19 protein-coding genes are annotated in these 17,947 nt (G+C 68.8%); 12 read left to right on the plus strand and 7 right to left on the minus strand.

Annotated elements, in window-relative coordinates; genetic code table 11:
• Positions 1–59: 59 nt before the first annotated feature.
• Positions 60–1,661 carry an anti-phage dCTP deaminase gene (locus tag MW290_RS30870; RefSeq protein WP_250198152.1) on the plus strand — a complete coding sequence of 534 codons (1,602 nt, stop codon included), beginning with the start codon at positions 60–62 and terminating at the stop codon, positions 1,659–1,661.
• Complete coding sequence (locus MW290_RS30875; RefSeq protein ID WP_250198153.1) at positions 1,658–1,831, plus strand: hypothetical protein; 174 nt, start codon at positions 1,658–1,660, stop codon at positions 1,829–1,831. The genes MW290_RS30870 and MW290_RS30875 overlap by 4 nt, the downstream gene beginning before the upstream one ends.
• Positions 1,832–1,890: 59 nt before the next feature.
• Here the strand turns inward: MW290_RS30875 and MW290_RS30880 are convergent, their stop codons facing one another.
• A complete protein-coding gene (locus MW290_RS30880) occupies positions 1,891–2,754 on the minus strand; it encodes a fumarylacetoacetate hydrolase family protein (protein WP_250198154.1) in 864 nt (287 codons plus the stop codon).
• A gap of 110 nt (positions 2,755–2,864) precedes the next feature.
• Here MW290_RS30880 and MW290_RS30885 point away from each other — a divergent pair, with 110 nt between their 5' ends.
• Entirely contained in the window at positions 2,865–3,338 is a 474-nt protein-coding gene (locus MW290_RS30885; protein WP_250198155.1) for a GFA family protein, read from the plus strand.
• 11 nt (positions 3,339–3,349) lie between these two features.
• Positions 3,350–4,246, plus strand: a complete 897-nt coding sequence (locus tag MW290_RS30890) for a ketopantoate reductase family protein (protein ID WP_250198156.1) — start codon at positions 3,350–3,352, stop codon at positions 4,244–4,246.
• Here the strand turns inward: MW290_RS30890 and aspA are convergent.
• Entirely contained in the window at positions 4,224–5,648 is a 1,425-nt protein-coding gene (gene aspA / locus MW290_RS30895; RefSeq protein ID WP_250198157.1) for an aspartate ammonia-lyase, read from the minus strand. The genes MW290_RS30890 and aspA overlap by 23 nt on opposite strands.
• A 219-nt stretch (positions 5,649–5,867) precedes the next feature.
• Between aspA and MW290_RS30900 the strand changes: the two genes are divergently transcribed.
• The 3 genes from MW290_RS30900 to MW290_RS30910 are packed head-to-tail and all read left to right on the plus strand — an operon-like array spanning position 5,868 to position 7,971.
• The gene (locus tag MW290_RS30900) at positions 5,868–6,524 is read left to right on the plus strand and encodes an amino acid ABC transporter permease (protein WP_250198158.1); all 657 of its coding nucleotides are present in this window, start codon (positions 5,868–5,870) and stop codon (positions 6,522–6,524) included.
• A gap of 19 nt (positions 6,525–6,543) precedes the next feature.
• Positions 6,544–7,194: an amino acid ABC transporter permease gene (locus tag MW290_RS30905; RefSeq protein ID WP_250198159.1), complete on the plus strand. Its 651-nt coding sequence runs from the start codon at positions 6,544–6,546 to the stop codon at positions 7,192–7,194.
• Positions 7,195–7,221: 27 nt separating this feature from the next.
• On the plus strand, positions 7,222–7,971 hold the full coding sequence (locus MW290_RS30910; RefSeq protein WP_250198160.1) for an amino acid ABC transporter ATP-binding protein: 750 nt from the start codon (positions 7,222–7,224) through the stop codon (positions 7,969–7,971).
• Positions 7,972–7,976: 5 nt separating this feature from the next.
• Here MW290_RS30910 and MW290_RS30915 read toward each other — a convergent pair whose 3' ends face one another.
• Positions 7,977–9,152 carry an NAD(P)/FAD-dependent oxidoreductase gene (locus MW290_RS30915; RefSeq protein ID WP_250198161.1) on the minus strand — a complete coding sequence of 392 codons (1,176 nt, stop codon included), beginning with the start codon at positions 9,150–9,152 and terminating at the stop codon, positions 7,977–7,979.
• Between the two features lie 53 nt (positions 9,153–9,205).
• Between MW290_RS30915 and MW290_RS30920 the strand changes: the two genes are divergently transcribed.
• Positions 9,206–9,580, plus strand: coding sequence for a hypothetical protein (locus tag MW290_RS30920; protein ID WP_250198162.1), 375 nt, complete (start codon positions 9,206–9,208; stop codon positions 9,578–9,580).
• Between the two features lie 52 nt (positions 9,581–9,632).
• Here MW290_RS30920 and MW290_RS30925 read toward each other — a convergent pair whose 3' ends face one another.
• The 4 genes from MW290_RS30925 to MW290_RS30940 form a co-directional block, all read right to left on the minus strand.
• Complete coding sequence (locus MW290_RS30925) at positions 9,633–9,911, minus strand: cupin domain-containing protein (RefSeq protein ID WP_250198163.1); 279 nt, start codon at positions 9,909–9,911, stop codon at positions 9,633–9,635.
• A gap of 87 nt (positions 9,912–9,998) precedes the next feature.
• Positions 9,999–12,170 carry a primosomal protein N' gene (locus MW290_RS30930; RefSeq protein WP_250198164.1) on the minus strand — a complete coding sequence of 724 codons (2,172 nt, stop codon included), beginning with the start codon at positions 12,168–12,170 and terminating at the stop codon, positions 9,999–10,001.
• Between the two features lie 923 nt (positions 12,171–13,093).
• Positions 13,094–14,173 carry a uroporphyrinogen decarboxylase gene (gene hemE / locus MW290_RS30935; RefSeq protein WP_250198165.1) on the minus strand — a complete coding sequence of 360 codons (1,080 nt, stop codon included), beginning with the start codon at positions 14,171–14,173 and terminating at the stop codon, positions 13,094–13,096.
• 84 nt (positions 14,174–14,257) lie between these two features.
• Complete coding sequence (locus tag MW290_RS30940; RefSeq protein ID WP_250198166.1) at positions 14,258–15,064, minus strand: hypothetical protein; 807 nt, start codon at positions 15,062–15,064, stop codon at positions 14,258–14,260.
• Between the two features lie 137 nt (positions 15,065–15,201).
• Here MW290_RS30940 and MW290_RS30945 point away from each other — a divergent pair, with 137 nt between their 5' ends.
• The 4 genes from MW290_RS30945 to MW290_RS30960 all read left to right on the plus strand — a co-directional run bounded on the left by MW290_RS30945 (position 15,202) and on the right by MW290_RS30960 (position 17,947).
• Complete coding sequence (locus MW290_RS30945) at positions 15,202–15,831, plus strand: LemA family protein (protein ID WP_250200144.1); 630 nt, start codon at positions 15,202–15,204, stop codon at positions 15,829–15,831.
• A gap of 4 nt (positions 15,832–15,835) precedes the next feature.
• The gene (locus MW290_RS30950; protein ID WP_250198167.1) at positions 15,836–16,786 is read left to right on the plus strand and encodes a TPM domain-containing protein; all 951 of its coding nucleotides are present in this window, start codon (positions 15,836–15,838) and stop codon (positions 16,784–16,786) included.
• A 47-nt stretch (positions 16,787–16,833) separates the two neighbouring features.
• Positions 16,834–17,304 carry a TPM domain-containing protein gene (locus MW290_RS30955; protein ID WP_250198168.1) on the plus strand — a complete coding sequence of 157 codons (471 nt, stop codon included), beginning with the start codon at positions 16,834–16,836 and terminating at the stop codon, positions 17,302–17,304.
• A 157-nt stretch (positions 17,305–17,461) separates the two neighbouring features.
• A complete protein-coding gene (locus tag MW290_RS30960; RefSeq protein WP_250198169.1) occupies positions 17,462–17,947 on the plus strand; it encodes an FxDxF family PEP-CTERM protein in 486 nt (161 codons plus the stop codon).

Genomic DNA, 17,947 nt, shown 5'->3' on the forward strand with positions numbered 1-17,947 from the left:
ACGCAGGTCTTGCTTGTGCTCGTTACGCTTGCAAACAGCAGCGGAAAGGGGTCCTGCCCATGGCAGCGCAGCAAACCTACTCACAGCGCGGTACCCGGGTCAAAAAGAAGGCCACCTCGGCCGGCCCCCAACCTTCCATTCCTGCGTCCGACTCCTCGAACATCGAGTTGGTCTTTGGCTTCGTCGGGCCCACGGGCACCGACCTTGCCCAGGTGGCCGACACCCTCAAGGCTCAGCTGCGGGCGATGCAATACAGGGTGGAAGAAGTACGCCTGAGCGAGCTGATCACCACCTACTTGGGCAAGGGGAGCGACTTTCCCAACGAGTACGAACGCATCCGCACCTTGATGGACCGCGGCACCGCCCTGCGCGAAACATCGAACCAGGCTGAGGTGGCGGCACGTCTGGGCATCGCCAAGATCAGGGCGCTGCGCCAGCAACTCACCGGAGACGTCCGAACCCCGGGCAGCCGCACGGCCTACTTCGTCCGCTCCTTCAAGCGACCCGAAGAGGTAGAGCTGTTCAGGCAGGTCTACGGTCAGGCCTTCACCCTGATCTCCGTTTATGCCTCACGGCACTGGCGCAAGGAATTTCTGACCAAACAGATCACCCCTTCCCTGGGTGACAGGCGGGGTGAAGCCGAGATGCTGGCCACCCAACTGATCACGCGCGACTATCAGGAAGAAGGGCGCAAGCTCGGCCAGCGGGTGGGCAAGACTTTCCCACTGGCCGATTGCTTCGTGGTCAGCGAGTCGCGCGCCGAGCTGGAACGGCAGCTTCAGCGCCTAGTACTGCTGACCTTCGGACACCCGTACGTGTCCCCCACACGGGACGAGCAAGCGATGTTCTTCGCAAAGGCGGCGGCGCTTCGATCGCTCGACTTGTCCAGACAAGTGGGTGCAGCCATCGTCGACGTCCATGGCGAGATCCTCGGCACAGGCTGCAACGAAGTGCCGCGCTTTGGCGGTGGTTTGTACTGGGCCGAAGACGACGACGCGATGCGGGACTACGAGCGCGGCGGGGATGCCAATGTCGACCTCAAGCGTGAGATGGTGGAAGACGCCTTCGACCGGATGAAGCGAAGGCCGGGCCTGTTGGGCGAGTCGGCCAGCCAGCAAAGCAGCGCGGAGCTGGCCAGGCAAGCACTGTTCACCCCTGACGCCTATCTGCGCGAGGCGCAATTGTTCGATGTCATCGAATTCGGTCGCGCGGTGCACGCGGAAATGGCGGCCATCACCCACGCGGCACGCGCTGGTGTCCGTTTGCAGGATGCACGACTGTTCTGCACCACCTTCCCATGCCATCTGTGTGCCCGCCACATCGTGGCGGCGGGCATCCGGGAGGTGGTGTTCATCGAGCCCTACGAAAAGAGCCGCACGGCAGACTTGTACAGTGACTCGATCAGCGTGGAAGCACTGGAAGCCTCCAGCAGCCGCGCCAACTTCCGAGCCTTCGTCGGGGTGGCGCCGCGACGCTACATGGACTTCTTCGAAGCGGCATCGGCGCGAAAGACCGACGAAGGTAAGATTCAAATCGTCGACCCCAGCACGGCAGTTCCGCGCATTCAACGCAGGGCCTTCACGTACACCTTCGTGGAACCGTTCGTGATCGACGACACGCCACCGCCCCCTTCCGCCGACATCGCAAAGAGCATCCCATGAAGCAGCAAGACTCTTTCATGCAGCAGTTCAGCGACGCCCGCAAGGAGGTGACGCAGCTGCGGTCCTGGATGGGCGAATCGGCCAAGTTGGCCACTCTGACCTTCCCCGCCACCGTGCCGCCTTTGAAGACGCAGCGCCGCGTCGTTGCGCCAACAAAGCCCAAGCGCTGAGACGATGGATCTCGGCCTGCGCCGGCACCCCCAGCTGCTCCCCACCCGGCCGAGGCGGGTCAGCCGTCGATCAAGGCCGGGTCCCAGGCATGCACCGTCTGCCGCTGCTCGCCCAGGCCCTCGATGCCCAGGTGCATCGTGTCGCCGGGCTTCAGGTACACCGGCGGCTTGTGGCCCATGCCCACGCCGGGCGGCGTGCCGGTGCTGATCAGGTCGCCGGGCTGCAGCGTCATGAAGCGGCTGACGTAGCTCACCAGCGTAGCCACGTTGAACACCATGGTGCGGGTGCTTCCGTTCTGCACCTTCTTGCCATTGACTTCCAGCCACAGGCCCAGCTGCTGCGGGTCGGGCACCTCGTCGGCGGTCACCAGCCACGGGCCCACCGGGCCGAAGGTGTCGCAACCTTTGCCCTTGTCCCAGGTGCCGCCGCGCTCGATCTGGTACTCGCGCTCGGACACGTCGTTGACCACGCAGTAGCCGGCCACGTGCTTCAGCGCATCCGCCTCGCTCACGTAACGGGCGGTGCTGCCGATCACCACGCCCAGCTCCACCTCCCAGTCGCTCTTGACCGAACCCTGGGGCAGCACCACCGGGTCGTTCGGGCCCATCAGCGCAGTGATGGCCTTCATGAAGATCACCGGCTCGGCCGGCACTGGCAGCTTGCTCTCGGCCGCATGGTCGGCGTAATTGAGGCCGATGCAGATGAACTTGCGCATGCCGGCCCAGGGCACGCCGATGCGGCCGGCCTGCGGCAGCGCGGGCAGCGTGGCCACGTCCAGCTCACGCAGCCGGGCCAAGCCGGCGGGCGACAGCGTGTCGGCCGTGATGTCGGGCAGCACGCCCGAGAGGTCGCGGAGCGTGCCCTGGGCGTCGATCAGCGCGGGGCGTTCCTGGCCCTTGGGGCCATGACGAAGCAGTTTCATCTTCCGTCCTGCAAGAGTGAAGCCGGCATTGAACCATCCCGCGGGCACCGGGCTTGCCGCCACTGCCACCATCCGGGCGCCCCGCCCGCCACCTTGAAAGGCTGTGCCCCATGCAACTCGAAGGCTCTTGTCATTGCGGCGCCGTGCGCTTTTCCGTGGAGTCGCACGAGCCGGTGCCGTTCATGCGCTGCTACTGCAGCATCTGCCGCAAGACGGCGGGCACCGGCGGCTTTGCCATCAACCTGGGCGCCGATCACCGCACGCTGAAGGTACAGGGCGAAGACCAGCTGAGCGTGTACCGCGCCCGCATGGAAGACGGCAGCACCAGCAGCGGCCAACGCCACTTCTGCCGCCAGTGCGGCAGCGCGCTGTGGCTGTACGACCCACAATGGCCCGACCTCGTGCACCCGCATGCCGGCGCCATCGACACGCCGCTGCCCAGCCCGCCCGCGGTGACGCACATGATGCTGGGCAGCAAGCCCGAGTGGGTGGCGGTGGTGGTGGACCGGGAAGATCGCATCGCCGACACCTACCCGGAAGAATCCTTGGCAGACTGGCACCAACGCCACCACCTCACCCGCTAGAAAGGCACCCGATGAAGATTGCCGTGATGGGCGCAGGCGCCGTGGGCTGCTACTACGGCGCGCTGCTGGCCGCCGGCGGTCATGCGCTGACCATGATCGGCCGCATGCAGCATGTGCAGGCCATGCAGCGCGACGGCCTGCGCCTGTCGGCGGCCAACGGCACCGAGTTCGTGGTGCCGGTGCAGGCCAGCACCGAAACCGCCGCCGTGCAGGGCGCCCAGCTGGTGCTGGTGTGCGTGAAGTCCACCGACACCGATGCGGCCGCCGCCGCGATGGCGCCCTACCTGGCGCCCGACGCGGTGCTGCTGAGCCTGCAGAACGGCGTGGACAACGCCGAGCGGCTGCAGGCCGCGCTGGGCCGGCCGGTGCTGCCGGCGGTGGTGTACGTGGCCACCGAGATGGCCGGGCCCGGCCATGTGAAGCACCATGGCCGTGGCGAGCTGGTGATCGGCCCGTCGGCCGACAGCGACCGCATCGCCGAGGTGCTGCGCGCGGCCGGCATCCCGGTGGAGGTGTCGGACCACGCGATGGCCGCGCTGTGGACCAAGCTGATCCTCAACTGCGCCTTCAACGCCTTCTCGGCGCTGACCGAGCTGCCCTACGGCCGCCTGGTGCAGGTCACCGGCCTGCTGCCGGCCATGCGCGAGGTGGTGGACGAATGCCTGCGGGTGGCGCATGCGGCCGGCGTCACCACGCTGGAGGACGAGGTGGTGTGGCAGGCGGTGATGCGCATCGCCCAGACCATGCCGGGCCAGCGCTCGTCCACCGCGCAGGACCTGTCGCGCCGCAAGCCCACCGAGATCGACCACCTCAACGGCTTCGTGGTGCGCACCGGCGAGCGCCTGGGCGTGCCCACTCCGGCCAACCGCGTGCTGTGGGTGGCCGTCAAGGCGCGCGAGTCAGCGTGATCGGCTGCGGCGTCGTCAGCATCTCCGGCCGCAGCAGCTGGTCGAGCTGCTCCTTGGACAGCAGGCCGCGGTCCAGCACGATCTGGTAGACGCTGCCGCCGGTGGCATGCGCTTCCTGCGCCACCGAGGTGGCATTGGCATAGCCGATGTACGGGTTGAGCGCGGTGACGATGCCGATGGAGTTTTCCACCGTGGCGCGGGTGCGCTCGGGGTTGGCGGTGATGCCCTTGACGCAGCGGTCGGCCAGCGTGATGCAGCCGTTGCGCAGGTGCTTGACGCTCTTGAACAGGCTGTGGGCGATGATGGGCTCGAAGGCATTGAGCTGCAGCTGCCCTGCCTCGGCCGCCATGGTCACCGTCAGGTCGTTGCCGATGACCTCGTAGGCGATCTGGTTCACCACCTCGGGGATCACCGGGTTCACCTTGCCCGGCATGATGCTGGAGCCGGCCTGCATCGGCGGCAGGTTGATCTCGCCCAGGCCGGCGCGCGGGCCGCTGGACAGCAGCCGCAGGTCGTTGCAGGTCTTGGACAACTTCACCGCCACCCGCTTGAGCACGCCCGACAGCTGCACGAAGCCGCCGCAGTCCTGCGTGGCCTCGATCAGGTTGGCCGCGGTGACCAGCGGCAGGCCGCTGATCTCGACCAGCTTCTTCATCACCAGCGGCGCGTACTGCGGGTGGGCCGTGATGCCGGTGCCGATGGCGGTGGCGCCCAGGTTCAGCTCGCACAGCAGTGACACGGCCTCGCGCAGGCGCTGCTCGTCTTCGCCCAGCATCACCGCATAGGTGCTGAACTCCTGGCCCAGCGTCATCGGCACCGCGTCCTGCAGCTGGGTGCGGCCCATCTTCAGCACGCCCGCGAACTCCTCGGCCTTGGCCTCGAAGGCAGCGCGCAGGTAGGCCATCGCATCGATCAGGCCGAGGATGCCGCGGTAGGTGGCCACCTTGAGCGCCGACGGGTAGACGTCGTTGGTGCTCTGACCGATGTTGACGTGCTCGTTCGGGTGCAGGTGCTGGTACTCGCCCTTGCGGTGGCCCAGCAGCTCCAGCGCGCGGTTGGCGATCACCTCGTTGGCGTTCATGTTGGTGGAGGTGCCGGCGCCACCCTGGATCACGTCGACCACGAACTGGTCGTGCAGGTTGCCGTCGCGCAGCTCCTCGCAGGCGGCCACGATGGCGTCGCAACGCTCGCTGTCCAGCAGGCCCAGCTCATAGTTGGCCAGCGCCGCGGCCTGCTTGATGGTGGCCAGCGCGTGCACCAGCTCGGGATACACGGAGATCGGCGTGCCGGTGATGGGGAAGTTTTCTACCGCGCGCAGCGTGTGCACGCCGAAGTAGGCTTCACTGGGTACATCGCGGTCACCCAGCAGGTCGTGTTCTGAGCGGGTGGAGGGAGCGTGCATGGTCATCGGTCCAAAGCGCCAGAGAAGTGGGCGCGTGGCCGCAAGCCTAGCCGCAGCCGGGGCCGGCGTGCATCGGTTATGCCAGTTTGCGTCGTTCCCATGCACCAAAGCCATCACTGGCGGGGCGATGCGCTTCCGGCTCCAGCATTTCAGACAGCCAGGGATGGCACACCTCTTGCGATAGTTGGCCCGACCTTTCGCCAGACGCCACGCCCCTTCATGACCCTAGATTTCTCCGCCGTGTTCATCGAGTGGCCGATGTTGTTGCGCGGCTTGCTGGTCACCCTGGGCCTGACGGCGGCGGCCGCCACCTTCGGCATCGTGCTGGGCATCGCCTGCGCCTGGGCACGGGCCGAAGGGCCGCGCTGGCTGCAGGCGGTGGTGGGCGCCTACGTGGAGCTGATCCGCAACACGCCTTTCATCATCCAGCTGTTCTTCGTGTTCTTTGGCCTGCCCTCCATCGGCCTGCGCCTGTCGCCCGAGGTGGCCAGCGTGCTGGCCATGGTGCTGAACCTGGGCGGCTATGCCTGCGAGATCGTGCGCGCCGGCATCGAGAACACCGGCCGCGGCCAGATCGAGGCGGCGCAAAGCTTGGCGCTCGACCGCTGGCAGATCTTCTCGCGCGTGGTGCTGCCGCCGGCGCTGCGCCGCGTGTGGCCGGCCATCGTGGGCCAGATCATCATCGTGATGCTGGGCTCGGCGGTGTGCAGCCAGATCTCCACGCCCGAGGCCTCCTACGCGGCCAACCTGATCAGCAGCCGCACTTTCCGCAGCTTCGAGTCGTACATCGTGGTCACCCTGCTCTACCTGGGCCTGGCCGTGCTGCTGCGCAGCCTGCTCAACTGGGCCGGCCCGCGCTTCATCTTCCACCGCTGAGGCACTACGGGGCACACACATGGTCGACTTCACGATCGGAACCATCCTGGGCCATCTGGTGCTGGCCTTGCGCTGGACCGTGGCCTTGTCGCTCATTGCCTTCGTGGGCGGTGCCGCGCTGGGGCTGCTCATGCTGGTCATCCGCATCGCCAAGCTGCCCGGCGCACAGGCGGGCGTGGGCTTGTATGTACAAGTCTTCCAGGGCACGCCGCTGCTGATGCAGATGTTCCTGGCCTACTTCGGCCTGGCGCTGCTGGGCGTCAAGACCTCGGCGCTGATGGCGGCCTCGGTGTGTCTGACGCTGTATGCCGGCGCCTACCTCACCGAGATCTGGCGCGGCTGCGTGGAAGCCGTGCCCCGCGGCCAGTGGGAGGCCTCGGCCAGCCTGGCGCTCAACCTGCGCGAGCAGCTGCGCCACGTCATCCTGCCGCAGGCCGGGCGCATCGCCATCGCGCCCACGGTGGGCTTTCTGGTGCAGGTGGTCAAGGGCACGGCGCTGGCCTCGGTCATCGGCTTCATCGAGGTGACCAAGGCCGGCCAGATGATCGCCAACGCCACCTTCCAGCCCTTCATCGCCTACGGCCTGGTCGGCCTCATGTACTTTGCGCTGTGCTTCCCCTTGTCGCTGTGGAGCCGCCAGCTGGAACGCCGGCTGCGCATCGCCCGCTGAACCCCTCTCACGTCACGCCCCGCCGCCATGCAAGACACCTCCGCCCCGCTGGTCAACATCCAGGGCCTGCGCAAGCGCTATGGCACCAATGAGGTGCTTAAGGGCATCGACCTGCAGATCACCCGCGGCGAGGTGATCGCCCTCATCGGCAAGAGCGGCTCGGGCAAAAGCACGCTGCTGCGTTGCATCAACGGGCTGGAGGTGTTCCAGGAAGGCACGCTGGTGGTCGGCGGCCAGCCGCTCAAGCACGGTGATGCGCAGGCCATGCGGTCGCTGCGCCAGAACGTGGGCATGATCTTCCAGAGCTTCAACCTCTTTCCGCACCTGAACGCCGGGCAGAACGTGATGCTGGCGCCCACGCTGGTCAAGGGCCTGCCCAAGGCGCAGGCGCGCGAGCGCGCGGCCGAACTGCTGGCCCGCGTGGGCCTGGCCGACAAGTTCGACAGCTACCCCGACCAGCTGTCGGGCGGCCAGCAGCAGCGCGTGGCCATTGCCCGCGCGCTGGCGATGAACCCCGAGGTACTGCTGTGCGACGAGATCACCTCCGCGCTGGACCCCGAGCTGGTGGGCGAGGTGCTGCAGGTGGTGGAAAGCCTGGCCGAACAGGGCATGACGCTGATCATGGTGACGCATGAGATGGCCTTCGCCCGCAAGGTGAGCGACCGCCTGGCCTTCATGCACCAGGGCCGCATCCACGAGCTGGGCGCGCCCGAGGCCCTGTTCGCGCAGCCGGCCACCGACGAGCTGCGCAGCTTCCTCGCGTCGTCGCGGCATTAAGAGTTTCAGATGACGTTCGTTTCGACCAGCGGCTGACCGCCGAAGAGGCGCGCGGGTGACAGCGGTGCGAGCGACGGCGCGTCGCTGAAGCCACCGGCCATCAGCGCCGCCATCGCGCTGCCCACCGCGGGCGCCTGCTGCATGCCGTGGCCCGAGAAGCCGCAGGCGGTGAACACGTTGGACCACCCCGGCAAGGCACCCGCCAGGCCGTTGTGGTCGAAGGCATTCATCTCGTAGTAGCCGGCCCAGGCCGAGCGCACGCGCAAGGCCTCGAAGGCCGGTACCCGCTCGGCCATTGCCGGCCACAGCTGCTCGTCGAACTGCGCATGGTCGATGCCTTCCAGCGGCAGGTCGTCGGCATCGTCGCCACGGGGCGGCGCACCGCACAGAAAGCCCCGCCCTTCGGGCCGGAACCAGAAACCGCTGGGGTCGATGACCAGCGGGCAGTCGGCCAGCGTGGCCGGTGAATCCACCACGAACACGTCGCGCTTCTTGCCGCTGACCGGCAGCGTCACGCCCAGCCGGGCGGCCAGCGGCGCCGACCAGGCCCCGGCCGACAGCAGCACCGATCGCCCGGCCGCGATACGCTGGCCATCGGCGCAGCGCACCGCCGTGACCGTGCCTTGCCCGTCATGTTCGAAGTCCACCGCATCGGCCTGCACGAAGCGCGCACCGCAGGCCACCGCCTTGCGCTTGAAGGCCTGGTGCAGCGCCGGGCCGTCGAACCAGCCCTCGCCCCGCACGCCCAGCGAACCCAGCGCGATGCCCTCGGTGTTGAGCCACGGAAAGCGCGCCTGCAGCTCGGCGGGCGTGAGCAGCAGCACCTCGGCGCCCTGCGCCTGCTGCAGGGCATGGTGGGCCCGCATCGCCGGCACGCCGGCTTCGGTGGCCAGGTACAGGTAGCCCGCCTCGGTGAGGCCGATGTGCGGCGGCGGCTCGCCGGGCAGCGCCAGCTCGTCGGCCAGCCGGCGCAGGAAGCGGATGCTCCAGGCCGACAAGGCGATGTTGATGGGCGTGCTGAACTGCTGGCGGATGGAGCTGGCCGACAGCGCACTCGAAGCCTGCGTGTAGCGCAGGTCGCGCTCCAGCACCACGGCGGGCAGGCCGTGGTCGCGGGCCAGGAAGCAGGCGGTGGCGGCGCCCATGACCCCGCCGCCGACGATCACGATGGGGGCTTGCATGGGCGTGGAGTCTAGGATGGCCATACCCCAAATCCCACATGCAGGAGACGACGATGCAAGGCAGGCAGGGCACCGGTGCACGGCGCTACACAGCGGCCCGCGTGATGGTTGCGGCGGCCGTCGCCGTCCTGGCCAACGCGGCAGCGGCGCAGGCCCAGGCGGCCGACGATGCGACGGGCTATGTGCAGTTCGTCGAAGACTTCACCGCCAACTGCGTGGCGCGCAACGGCGTGCAGCTGCAGGTAAAAAACACCCACCCCAGCCGCAAGATCCGCGTGTGGCTGGACCGGGTGCAGATGGGCGTGGGCACCGGCGACCGTTCACGCACCGAGCTGTCGCCCGGCGCCGAGCCCGAGCCGCTGGGCTGCTCTCGCACGCTGACCGGCACGCAGGAATGGCGGCTGGTGCGGGCGCAGTTCATCGAGTGAACCGCACCCCGCGGGGCTCGGCGCGCCGCCGCTGCGACGCGCCGGTGGGCAGCTAGGCGCGCCGCGCTGCCCAGTAGGTGGCGCCGGCGGCGCCGTACCGCTCGGCATGCGGTTCGTCGCGGTCCAGCTCGAAGCGGTCGCCCGGCTGCAGGTGCCGCGTCTGGCCGCGGGCCGTGAGCCACATCTCGCCCTGCACCACCAGCGCCTGTACCGCGAACGGATGGCCGTGGTCTTCCACCACCTGGCCGGCGGGCCACACCCGCTCCAGCACCTCGGGGTAGCCGCGTTCGCGGGATTCGGCGGCGAAGGTCTCGAAACTGGGCAGACTCATGCGGTACTCCGAGCGCGGCAGGCGCGGCGCGATTCTGGCGCGTCCGGCGTGCGCTTGCCGCGGGGCGGGGTCTTGCCCATGACTGAATCAGATCGCCAGCGGATCGACGTCCACCGCCCAGCGCAGCACGCCCTTGTGCACGCTGCGCAGCGCATGCAGCTGCGGCAGCCAGGCGGCGAGCAGCCGCTGCAGCGCCACGCGTGAGGGCGACTCCACCAGCATCTGCAGGCGGTCCACATCGGCCACGCGGGCCACCGGCGGCGGCACCGGCGGGTACAGCGTCACGCCGGCTTCGTCGGCCATGGCCTGGGCCAGCTCGGAAGCGGCCCGCAGAAAGCCCTGGGCGATGCTGGCTTCGCGCGCTTCGGCCCGCAGCAACGCCAGGCTGCTGAAGGGCGGCAGCCCGGCCGACTGCCGTTCTTCCAACTGGCTGGCGGCAAACGCCTCGTAGTCGTGCTTGCGCAGCGCGGCGTACAGGGCATGCTGCGGGTGCCAGCTCTGCACCCACATCTCGCTGCGCGCGGCCTGCTGCGCATCGCGCCCGGCGCGGCCGGCGGCCTGCATCAGCAGCGCGAACAGCCGCTCCGGCGCGCGAAAGTCGCTGGCGAACAAGGCGCTGTCGGGGTTGACCGCGGCCACCAGCGTGATGCGGCGGAAGTCGTGACCCTTGGCGATCATCTGCGTGCCCACCAGCACGTCGACATCGCCCGCATGCACGGCGCCCAGCTGCGCTTCCAGCGAGCCCTTGAGCCGCGTGGTGTCGGCATCGATGCGGGCCACTCGGGCACCGGGCAGCAGCTGTGCGATCTGCTCTTCCAGCCGCTCGGTGCCGCGGCCCAGCGGCGCGATGTCGAGGTTGCCGCAGTCGGGGCAGGCACGCGGCACCCGCTCGCTGAAGCCGCAGTGGTGGCAGCGCAGGCTGCGGTCGCCCTTGTGGAACACGCGCCAGGCGCTGCAATGGGGGCAGCCGCTCTTCCAGCCGCAGGCCGTGCAATGCAGCACCGGGGCATAACCGCGACGGTTGAGGAAAAGCAGGCTTTGCTCGCCGCGCTCGATGCGCTCGGCCACCGCATCCACCAGCGCGGGCGCCAGTGCCGGCGCGGCGCTGCCGCGCTGGCGGGGCAGCGTGTTCATGTCGAACAGCCGCACCCGCGGCAGCACGCCGCCGCCGATGCGCTGCGACAGCGCCAGCCGGGTGTAGCGGCCTTCCTGCACCCGCTGCCAGGTTTCCAGCGACGGCGTGGCTGAGCCCAGCACCACCGGCACGCCTTCCAGGTGGCCGCGGTACACCGCCAGGTCGCGCGCTGAATAACGCGCGCCTTCCTGCTGCTTGAAGGAGGGGTCGTGCTCCTCATCGGCCACGATCAGGCCCAGCCGCGGTAGCGACGCAAACACCGCCAGCCGCGTGCCCAGCACCAGGTCAGCTTCGCCCAGGTGGGCCAGCAGCCAGTGCTTGAGGCGCTGGGCCGGCGTCAAAGCGCTGTGCAGCGCAACCAGTCGGCGGCCGGCGAAGCGCTGCGCCAGCCGCGCCTCCAGCTGCGGTGTGAGGTTGATCTCGGGCACCATCACCAGCACCTGGCGGCCGGCGGCCAGCGCGGCCTCGGCCGCATGCAGGTAGACCTCGGTCTTGCCGCTGCCGGTCACGCCGTGCAGCAGGTAGGTGCCGGCCGCCGCGCCGATGGCATCGACCGCGGCCTGCTGTTCGTCGTTGAGCGGCGGCGCCTCGGCGGCCGCAGGCGGACCGGCCTCGGCGGGTGGGAATGCGGGCGCTGCCTCGGGGGTGTCGGCGGCGGGCTGCACGCCGTGCTGGGCATCGGCGGCTTCAGCAGCCGCCGTGGCCGCGGCAAGGCCGGCGCGCCGCGCGGCTCGGGCCGGTACCGCCGGCTTGCGCAGGCGCGCCACCCGGCGGGCCAGCTGCACGTCGTCCAGCTTGCGCAGCTCGGGCGGCAGCACGGCCAGCGCCAGCTCGCCCAGGCCCCGCTGGTAGTAGGCGGCCGCGAAGGCCACGAGCTGGCGCCAGCTGGCGCCCAGCGGCGGCATCGCCGCCAGCACCTCACGCACCGGGCGCAGCTCGGGGGGCGCCTCGGCCTCGGCTGGCCGGTCCCACACGATGCCGGGCACGTCGCGCCGGCCCAACGGCACCCGCACCAGCGTGCCGGGCGGCAGCGCATCGGCGCTGTAGTCCAGCGGCGCGCCCAGGCCGGTGTGCTGCGGCGTCTCGACCGCCACCGCCACCACGCCGTTCACGGCGTCAGCCAAGGCTCAACTCACTTGCCGCCGAAACCTCAAGGGCCCGTGAGCGTTGAGCGCTAAGTGCTTGTGGGACAAGGCCTTTGTCCACTTGCCCAAACATTCTGTGGATAACTTTGTGCAAAAGCTGGAGGTAGATGCGCTAACTGCTTGATGCGCCGGGCAACAGCCCTGGATTGCCCAAGCTTGCAGCAGTGATCGCTTCTAGGAAAATCAATGACTTAGCGCGTGATGCCGTGAATCTTGGAAGGTGGCATCGCCGCAGACCGGCTGGCCTCCCCCAAGCCACTTTTTGGGGATAAGTCAAGCAGGGGCGGCCCGATGGCCGCAACACCCCGCTGCGCTCCCCTTTGGCCTCGTCGCGGTTTGTCAATCATGAACTTGCCCAGTTTTTCTGTGGATAACTTTGTGCAGAAGCTGGAGGCAGTGGCGCTAACTCATTGATCCGCAAGGCAGGCACCCTAGCCTGCCGCATCTTGAGGCAACCGAAAGAAATCAAGAAAATCAAAGACTTAGCTTGCAACTCCGAAAGTGCGATGGTAGGAAGTGACGGCGACTGACGGGGGTGGTCGAAGGCAGCGAAGTGGGGATAAGTCAAGCCCTGGCGAACAAAATCTTGGGGGCCGCGTTTTCCCCGCCCCTGCAACAGGTGCCGGGCCACTTTCAGCCCCCCGCAACGCCGCTTCGGAGTTGCCCCGAGTTTCTGTGGATATCTTTGTGAAGAAGCTGAAGGCAGCGACGCTAAATGCTTGATTCATCAAGGGATTGCCCTAGGTTGCCCGCAAAAGCAGCAAAGCAGGATTTCCATTGAAAATCAAGCACTTACAACGGCACCTCAAGCCTGCACAGGCGCCGTTCAAAAGCCCGGAACGCGCCCGGCGAGAACGCCGTTTTGTTGATAAGTCAAGCGCCGGCGACAGGATTCACGGGCTTTAGGTTGCGCGCCGCAGCGCCCGCGAGTGGCTGTGCACTTCGTCCACCAGGGCCGACACGGCCTCCGGCGGCGTGTGCTGCGAAATGCCATGGCCCAGGTTGAACACATGGCCGCCCCCGGCCGGCGCGCCGAAGCGGTCCAGCACACGCCGAGCCTCGGCCCGCACCGCGGCTTCACCGGCGAACAGCACCATCGGATCGAGGTTGCCTTGCAGCGCCACGCGATCGCCCACGCGCGCCCGGGCCGCGCCCAGGTCGGTCGTCCAGTCCAGGCCGATGACGTCCGGCCCCAGGGCCGCGATCTGCTCCAGCCACTGGCCGCCGCCCTTGGTGAAGACGATGCAGGGCACACGCCGGCCCTGCTCGTCGTGCCGCTTCAGCGCCTGCAGCACGCGTGCGGTGTAGGCCAGGCTGAAGGCCTGGAAGGCGCCGTCGGCCAGCACGCCGCCCCAGCTGTCGAACAGCATCACGGCCTGCGCACCGGCGTCGATCTGCGCATTGAGGTACTGCGCCACCGCCTCGGCATTGATGGCGAGGATGCGGTGCAGCAGGTCGGGCCGCGCATACAGCATGGTCTTGATGCGGCGGTAGTCGTCGCTGCCCGAACCTTCCACCATGTAGCAGGCCAGCGTGAACGGGCTGCCGGAGAAACCGATCAGCGGCACGCGCCCGGCCAGCGCCTGGCGGATGGAGCGCACCGCGTCGAACACGTAGCGCAGCTTGTCCATGTCGGGCACAGCCAGCGCCGCCACGGCGGCTTCATCGCGCACCGGGCTGGCGAAGCGCGGGCCTTCGCCCACCGCGAAGCTCAGGCCCAGGCCCATCGCGTCGGGCACGGTCAGGATGTCGGAGAACAGGATGGCCGCATCCAGCGGAAAGCGCTCCAGCGGCTGCAGCGTCACCTCGGTGGCATAGGCGGGGCTGGTGGCCAGGCCCATGAAGCTGCCGGCCCGGGCGCGCGTGGCGTTGTATTCGGGCAGGTAGCGCCCGGCCTGGCGCATCAGCCACACCGGGGTGTGGTCGGTGGGCTGGCGCAGACAGGCGCGCAGAAAGCTGTCGTTGAGCAAGGGGGCTGACATCGTCCGATTATCACGGTCGAGGCGCTGCGTCGTGGCGGTGCGGCGACAGGGATGACGCCTCTTGCGCTGCCCCCACAAGGCGGCCTACATCCGGCGCCTGGGCTCCTGCGCTTCCGGCAAGGCCTGCCCCGCCAGCCAGGCGCGCGCCAGCGCGGCGGCATCGGCCTGCTGCGCCGCCTGCCACACCAGCTCGGGCGACACCACGCGGGTGCCGCCCGGGGCGCCGGCCAGGCCGCGGGCCAGCTCGGCAGCGAACTCCGCCACCTTGGCCGCGCGCACCGGCAAGTCGCGCTGCGGCACCATGAAGCGCAGCTGCGACAACATCAGATCGGCCACACGGGTGAAGGCATTGCGCCCATCCACACGCTGAGGCGCCCGCGCCGGCCGCATGAACACCACGTGCCGGAAGCCCAGCGCCGCCACGGCCTGTTCGTCCAGCGTGGCCAGCCCGGCCTTCAAGGCATCGGGCATCCGGGCCGCGTCGTGCGGCAGCACCACCAGCAAATCGAGCAGACCGGCGTCGTGCATCACCCTCGCCACCTCGGGCAGGTCCTGCGGCAGCGGCCGGTGCAAGGCCGCTTCGCGTCCGTTGGCATGGCGGGGTGCATCCAGCACGATGACGCCGGTGCTGGCGCCGAAGGCGGCCAGCTCGCCCGCCGCGATCGGCCAGGGCAGCGTGTGCATGCCGCGCAGCGTGGGCTGCAGCGGCTGCACGGTGGTGACGGCCACGGCCGCAAAGCCGCCGCGGCCCAGCAGCTGCTCCAGCACCGCGGCGCCCAGCGCCCCGGCCGCGCCGGCCACCACCGCGCGGCGGGGCAGTCCTGCACCCGGCGTTGCCGGTGCCTGGCCCGCCCGCAGCGCCTGGTGCAGCAGATCGTCGGGCGCGCTCATGGGGTGCGGGGCGGGGTCATGCGACGCAGTATGCGTCGTCGCGACCACGCGCTTGAAAGCAGCTCGCCTGCTGCCCACATGGGTACGACTGCTGCCGGGGAGTAGCATCCCTATCAAAAGGAGGAACCAAGATGACGATGGACCGATCGCGCGCACGCGCCGCGCTGGCTGCCCTGGTGCTGGGCGCGGCTGCATTGATGTCCGGCTGCGGCTACAACGACTTCCAGCGCATGGACGAAGAGGTCAAGGCCAGCTGGAGCGAGGTGCTCAACCAGTACCAGCGCCGCGCCGACCTGGTGCCCAACCTGGTCAACACGGTCAAGGGCGAGGCCAACTTCGAGCAGGAAACGCTGACGCGCGTGGTGGAAGCCCGTGCCAAGGCCACCTCCATCCAGGCCACACCCGAGCTGATCAACAACCCCGAGGCCTTCCAGAAGTTCCAGGCTGCGCAGGGTGAACTCAGCGGCGCGCTGAGCCGCCTGCTGGTGGTGAGCGAGCAGTACCCCAACCTCAAGGCCAACCAAGGCTTCCAGGACCTGCGGGTGCAGCTCGAAGGCACCGAGAACCGCATCACGGTGGCGCGCAACCGCTACATCAAGACGGTGGCCGACTACAACGTGCTGGCGCGCAGCTTCCCCACCAACCTGACGGCCAAGATCTTCAGCTACGAGGTCAAGCCCAACTTCACCGTGCAGAACGAGGCGCAGATTTCCGCGCCGCCCACGGTGGACTTCAGCAAGCCGGCGGCGCCCGCGGCGTCGAAGTAAGGTGATGCCGGCCCTGCGTCCGCGGCTGTGGCTGCTGCAGCTGCTGGTGCTGCTGCTGTGCCCGCTGGCCGGCCTGCGCGCCCAGCCGCTGCAGGCGGTGCCTGCGCTCAGCAGCCGGGTGATCGACCAGACCGGCACGCTGAGCGCCGAGGAAGCCGGTGCGCTGCAGGCCAAGCTGGCCGAGTTCGAGGCCCAGCACGGCCCGCAGATCGTGATCGTCATCGTGCGCAGCACGCTGCCCGAAGACATCACCGACTACACCCAGCGCCTGGGCGACGCCTGGAAGATCGGCCGCCGCGACGTGGGCGACGGCCTGCTGCTGGTGGTGGCCAAGGACGACCGCAAGGTACGCATCGCGCCCGCCAAGGCACTGGAAGGCGCCGTGCCCGACTTGGCCGCCCGCCAGATCATCCAGCAGCAGATCACGCCGGCCTTTCGGGCGGGCGACTACGCCGGCGGGCTGAACGCGGCCGTCGACGCGCTGGTGGCCCGCGTGCGCGGCGAACACCTGCCCGCCCCGGCTGCGCGCAATGCGCCGGGCCGCGATGGCGCGGATGCCGGCTGGCAGTGGGAAGAGCTGATGATGTTCTTCTTCGTCGGCGTGCCGGTGATGGGCGCCGTGCTCACCGGCGTGCTGGGCCGCAAGCTCGGCTCACTGGCCAGCGCCGGCATTGCCGGGGGGTTGGGCTGGTGGCTCACCGCCAGTGTGCTGCTGGGGGCCGGTGCGGCACTGGTGGCGATCGTGCTGGTGGGCCTGCTGGGCATCGGCGCCTCGACTCGCGGCAGCACGCGCCTGGGTCGCCGCAGCCGCATCGGCGCAGGGCCGGTGATCTTTACCGGCGGTGGACTGGGGGGCGGTCCTTCGGGCGGCTGGACAGGCGGCGGTGGCGGCGGCGGTTTCTCGTCCGGCGGCGGTGGCGACTTTGGGGGCGGCGGCGCCTCGGGGGACTGGTGATGGCGCCCCCTCGCTCACGCTGGTTGCGGCTGTTGCGTCACCGGCTCATGGACCACACCGACGTGCACCGGGCGCTGGACACGGCCGCGATGGCCCGCCTGACGGCGCGCGTGGCCGCCAGCGAACGGCGGCACACCGGCGAGGTCCGCCTGGCGGTGGAAGCCAGCCTGCCGCTGTCCTACCTGTGGAAAGGGCTGACTGCGCGCGATCGTGCCCTCACGCTGTTCGGCAAGCTGCGGGTGTGGGACACCGAGCACAACAATGGGGCGCTCATCTACCTGCTGATGGCGGACCACGCGATCGAGATCGTGGCCGACCGCGGCCTGTCGCGCCTGGTGGACAGCCAGCAGTGGCAGCAGATCGTGGTGCGGATGCGTCAGGCCTTCCAGGCCGGGCGATTCGAGGAAGGCTTGAACCTGGCGATCGACGCGGTGGAAGCGGTGCTGGTGGAGCGCTTTCCAGCGGCGGAAGATTCAGCCGCGAACAACGAACTTCCGGATACCCCGTGGACAGCCTGACACAACTAACCCGCCACCCTGCCCCTGTTTAGGGGGATTACCCCATGATTGGCAGTCTTCTTGCTGCACTGCAACCGGCATGATGCCGTTGCTGCAGTATGGTTCGACTTGATGGGCAGGTCGAGGCTGCAGTGGCACATCAGGAGGAGCCATTTTCATGAAGCAATTGTTCAAACAGACCGCCGTACTGGCCGCCGTCGTTCTGGCTTGCGCGCAAGCCAATGCAGCGTCGACCGTGTTCGCAACCTCGTTCGAAGACAGCATTTCCGTGGGCGGCACCGATCTGGCGCTGGTTAACGTGGCTGGCAACTTCCGCAACACGTTCGGGTTCACGCTGACCAGCGCGGCGACCATCACCGCCGGTCTGTCCTCGGTGATCCCGTCGACCTTTGGCTCGGCCTTCTTCACGCTGGAGAACTACACGTCGTCGACGCCCTTCGGCAGCGGCGCCATCGGTGAAGCCTTTACGGCAACTCTTGCCGCCGGCGACTACTTTTACTCGGTCAAGGGCGTTGGCGCTGCTGGCAGCACCTACGCGCTGAAGTCGGTCGTGGCCGCCGTTCCGGAACCCGAAACCTACGCGCTGTTCCTGGCTGGCCTGGGCGCCGTTGGCTTCCTGGCTGCTCGTCGTCGCTCGAACTGA

The organism is Aquincola tertiaricarbonis, from assembly GCF_023573145.1.
GTDB classification, from domain to species: domain Bacteria; phylum Pseudomonadota; class Gammaproteobacteria; order Burkholderiales; family Burkholderiaceae_C; genus Aquincola; species Aquincola tertiaricarbonis_B.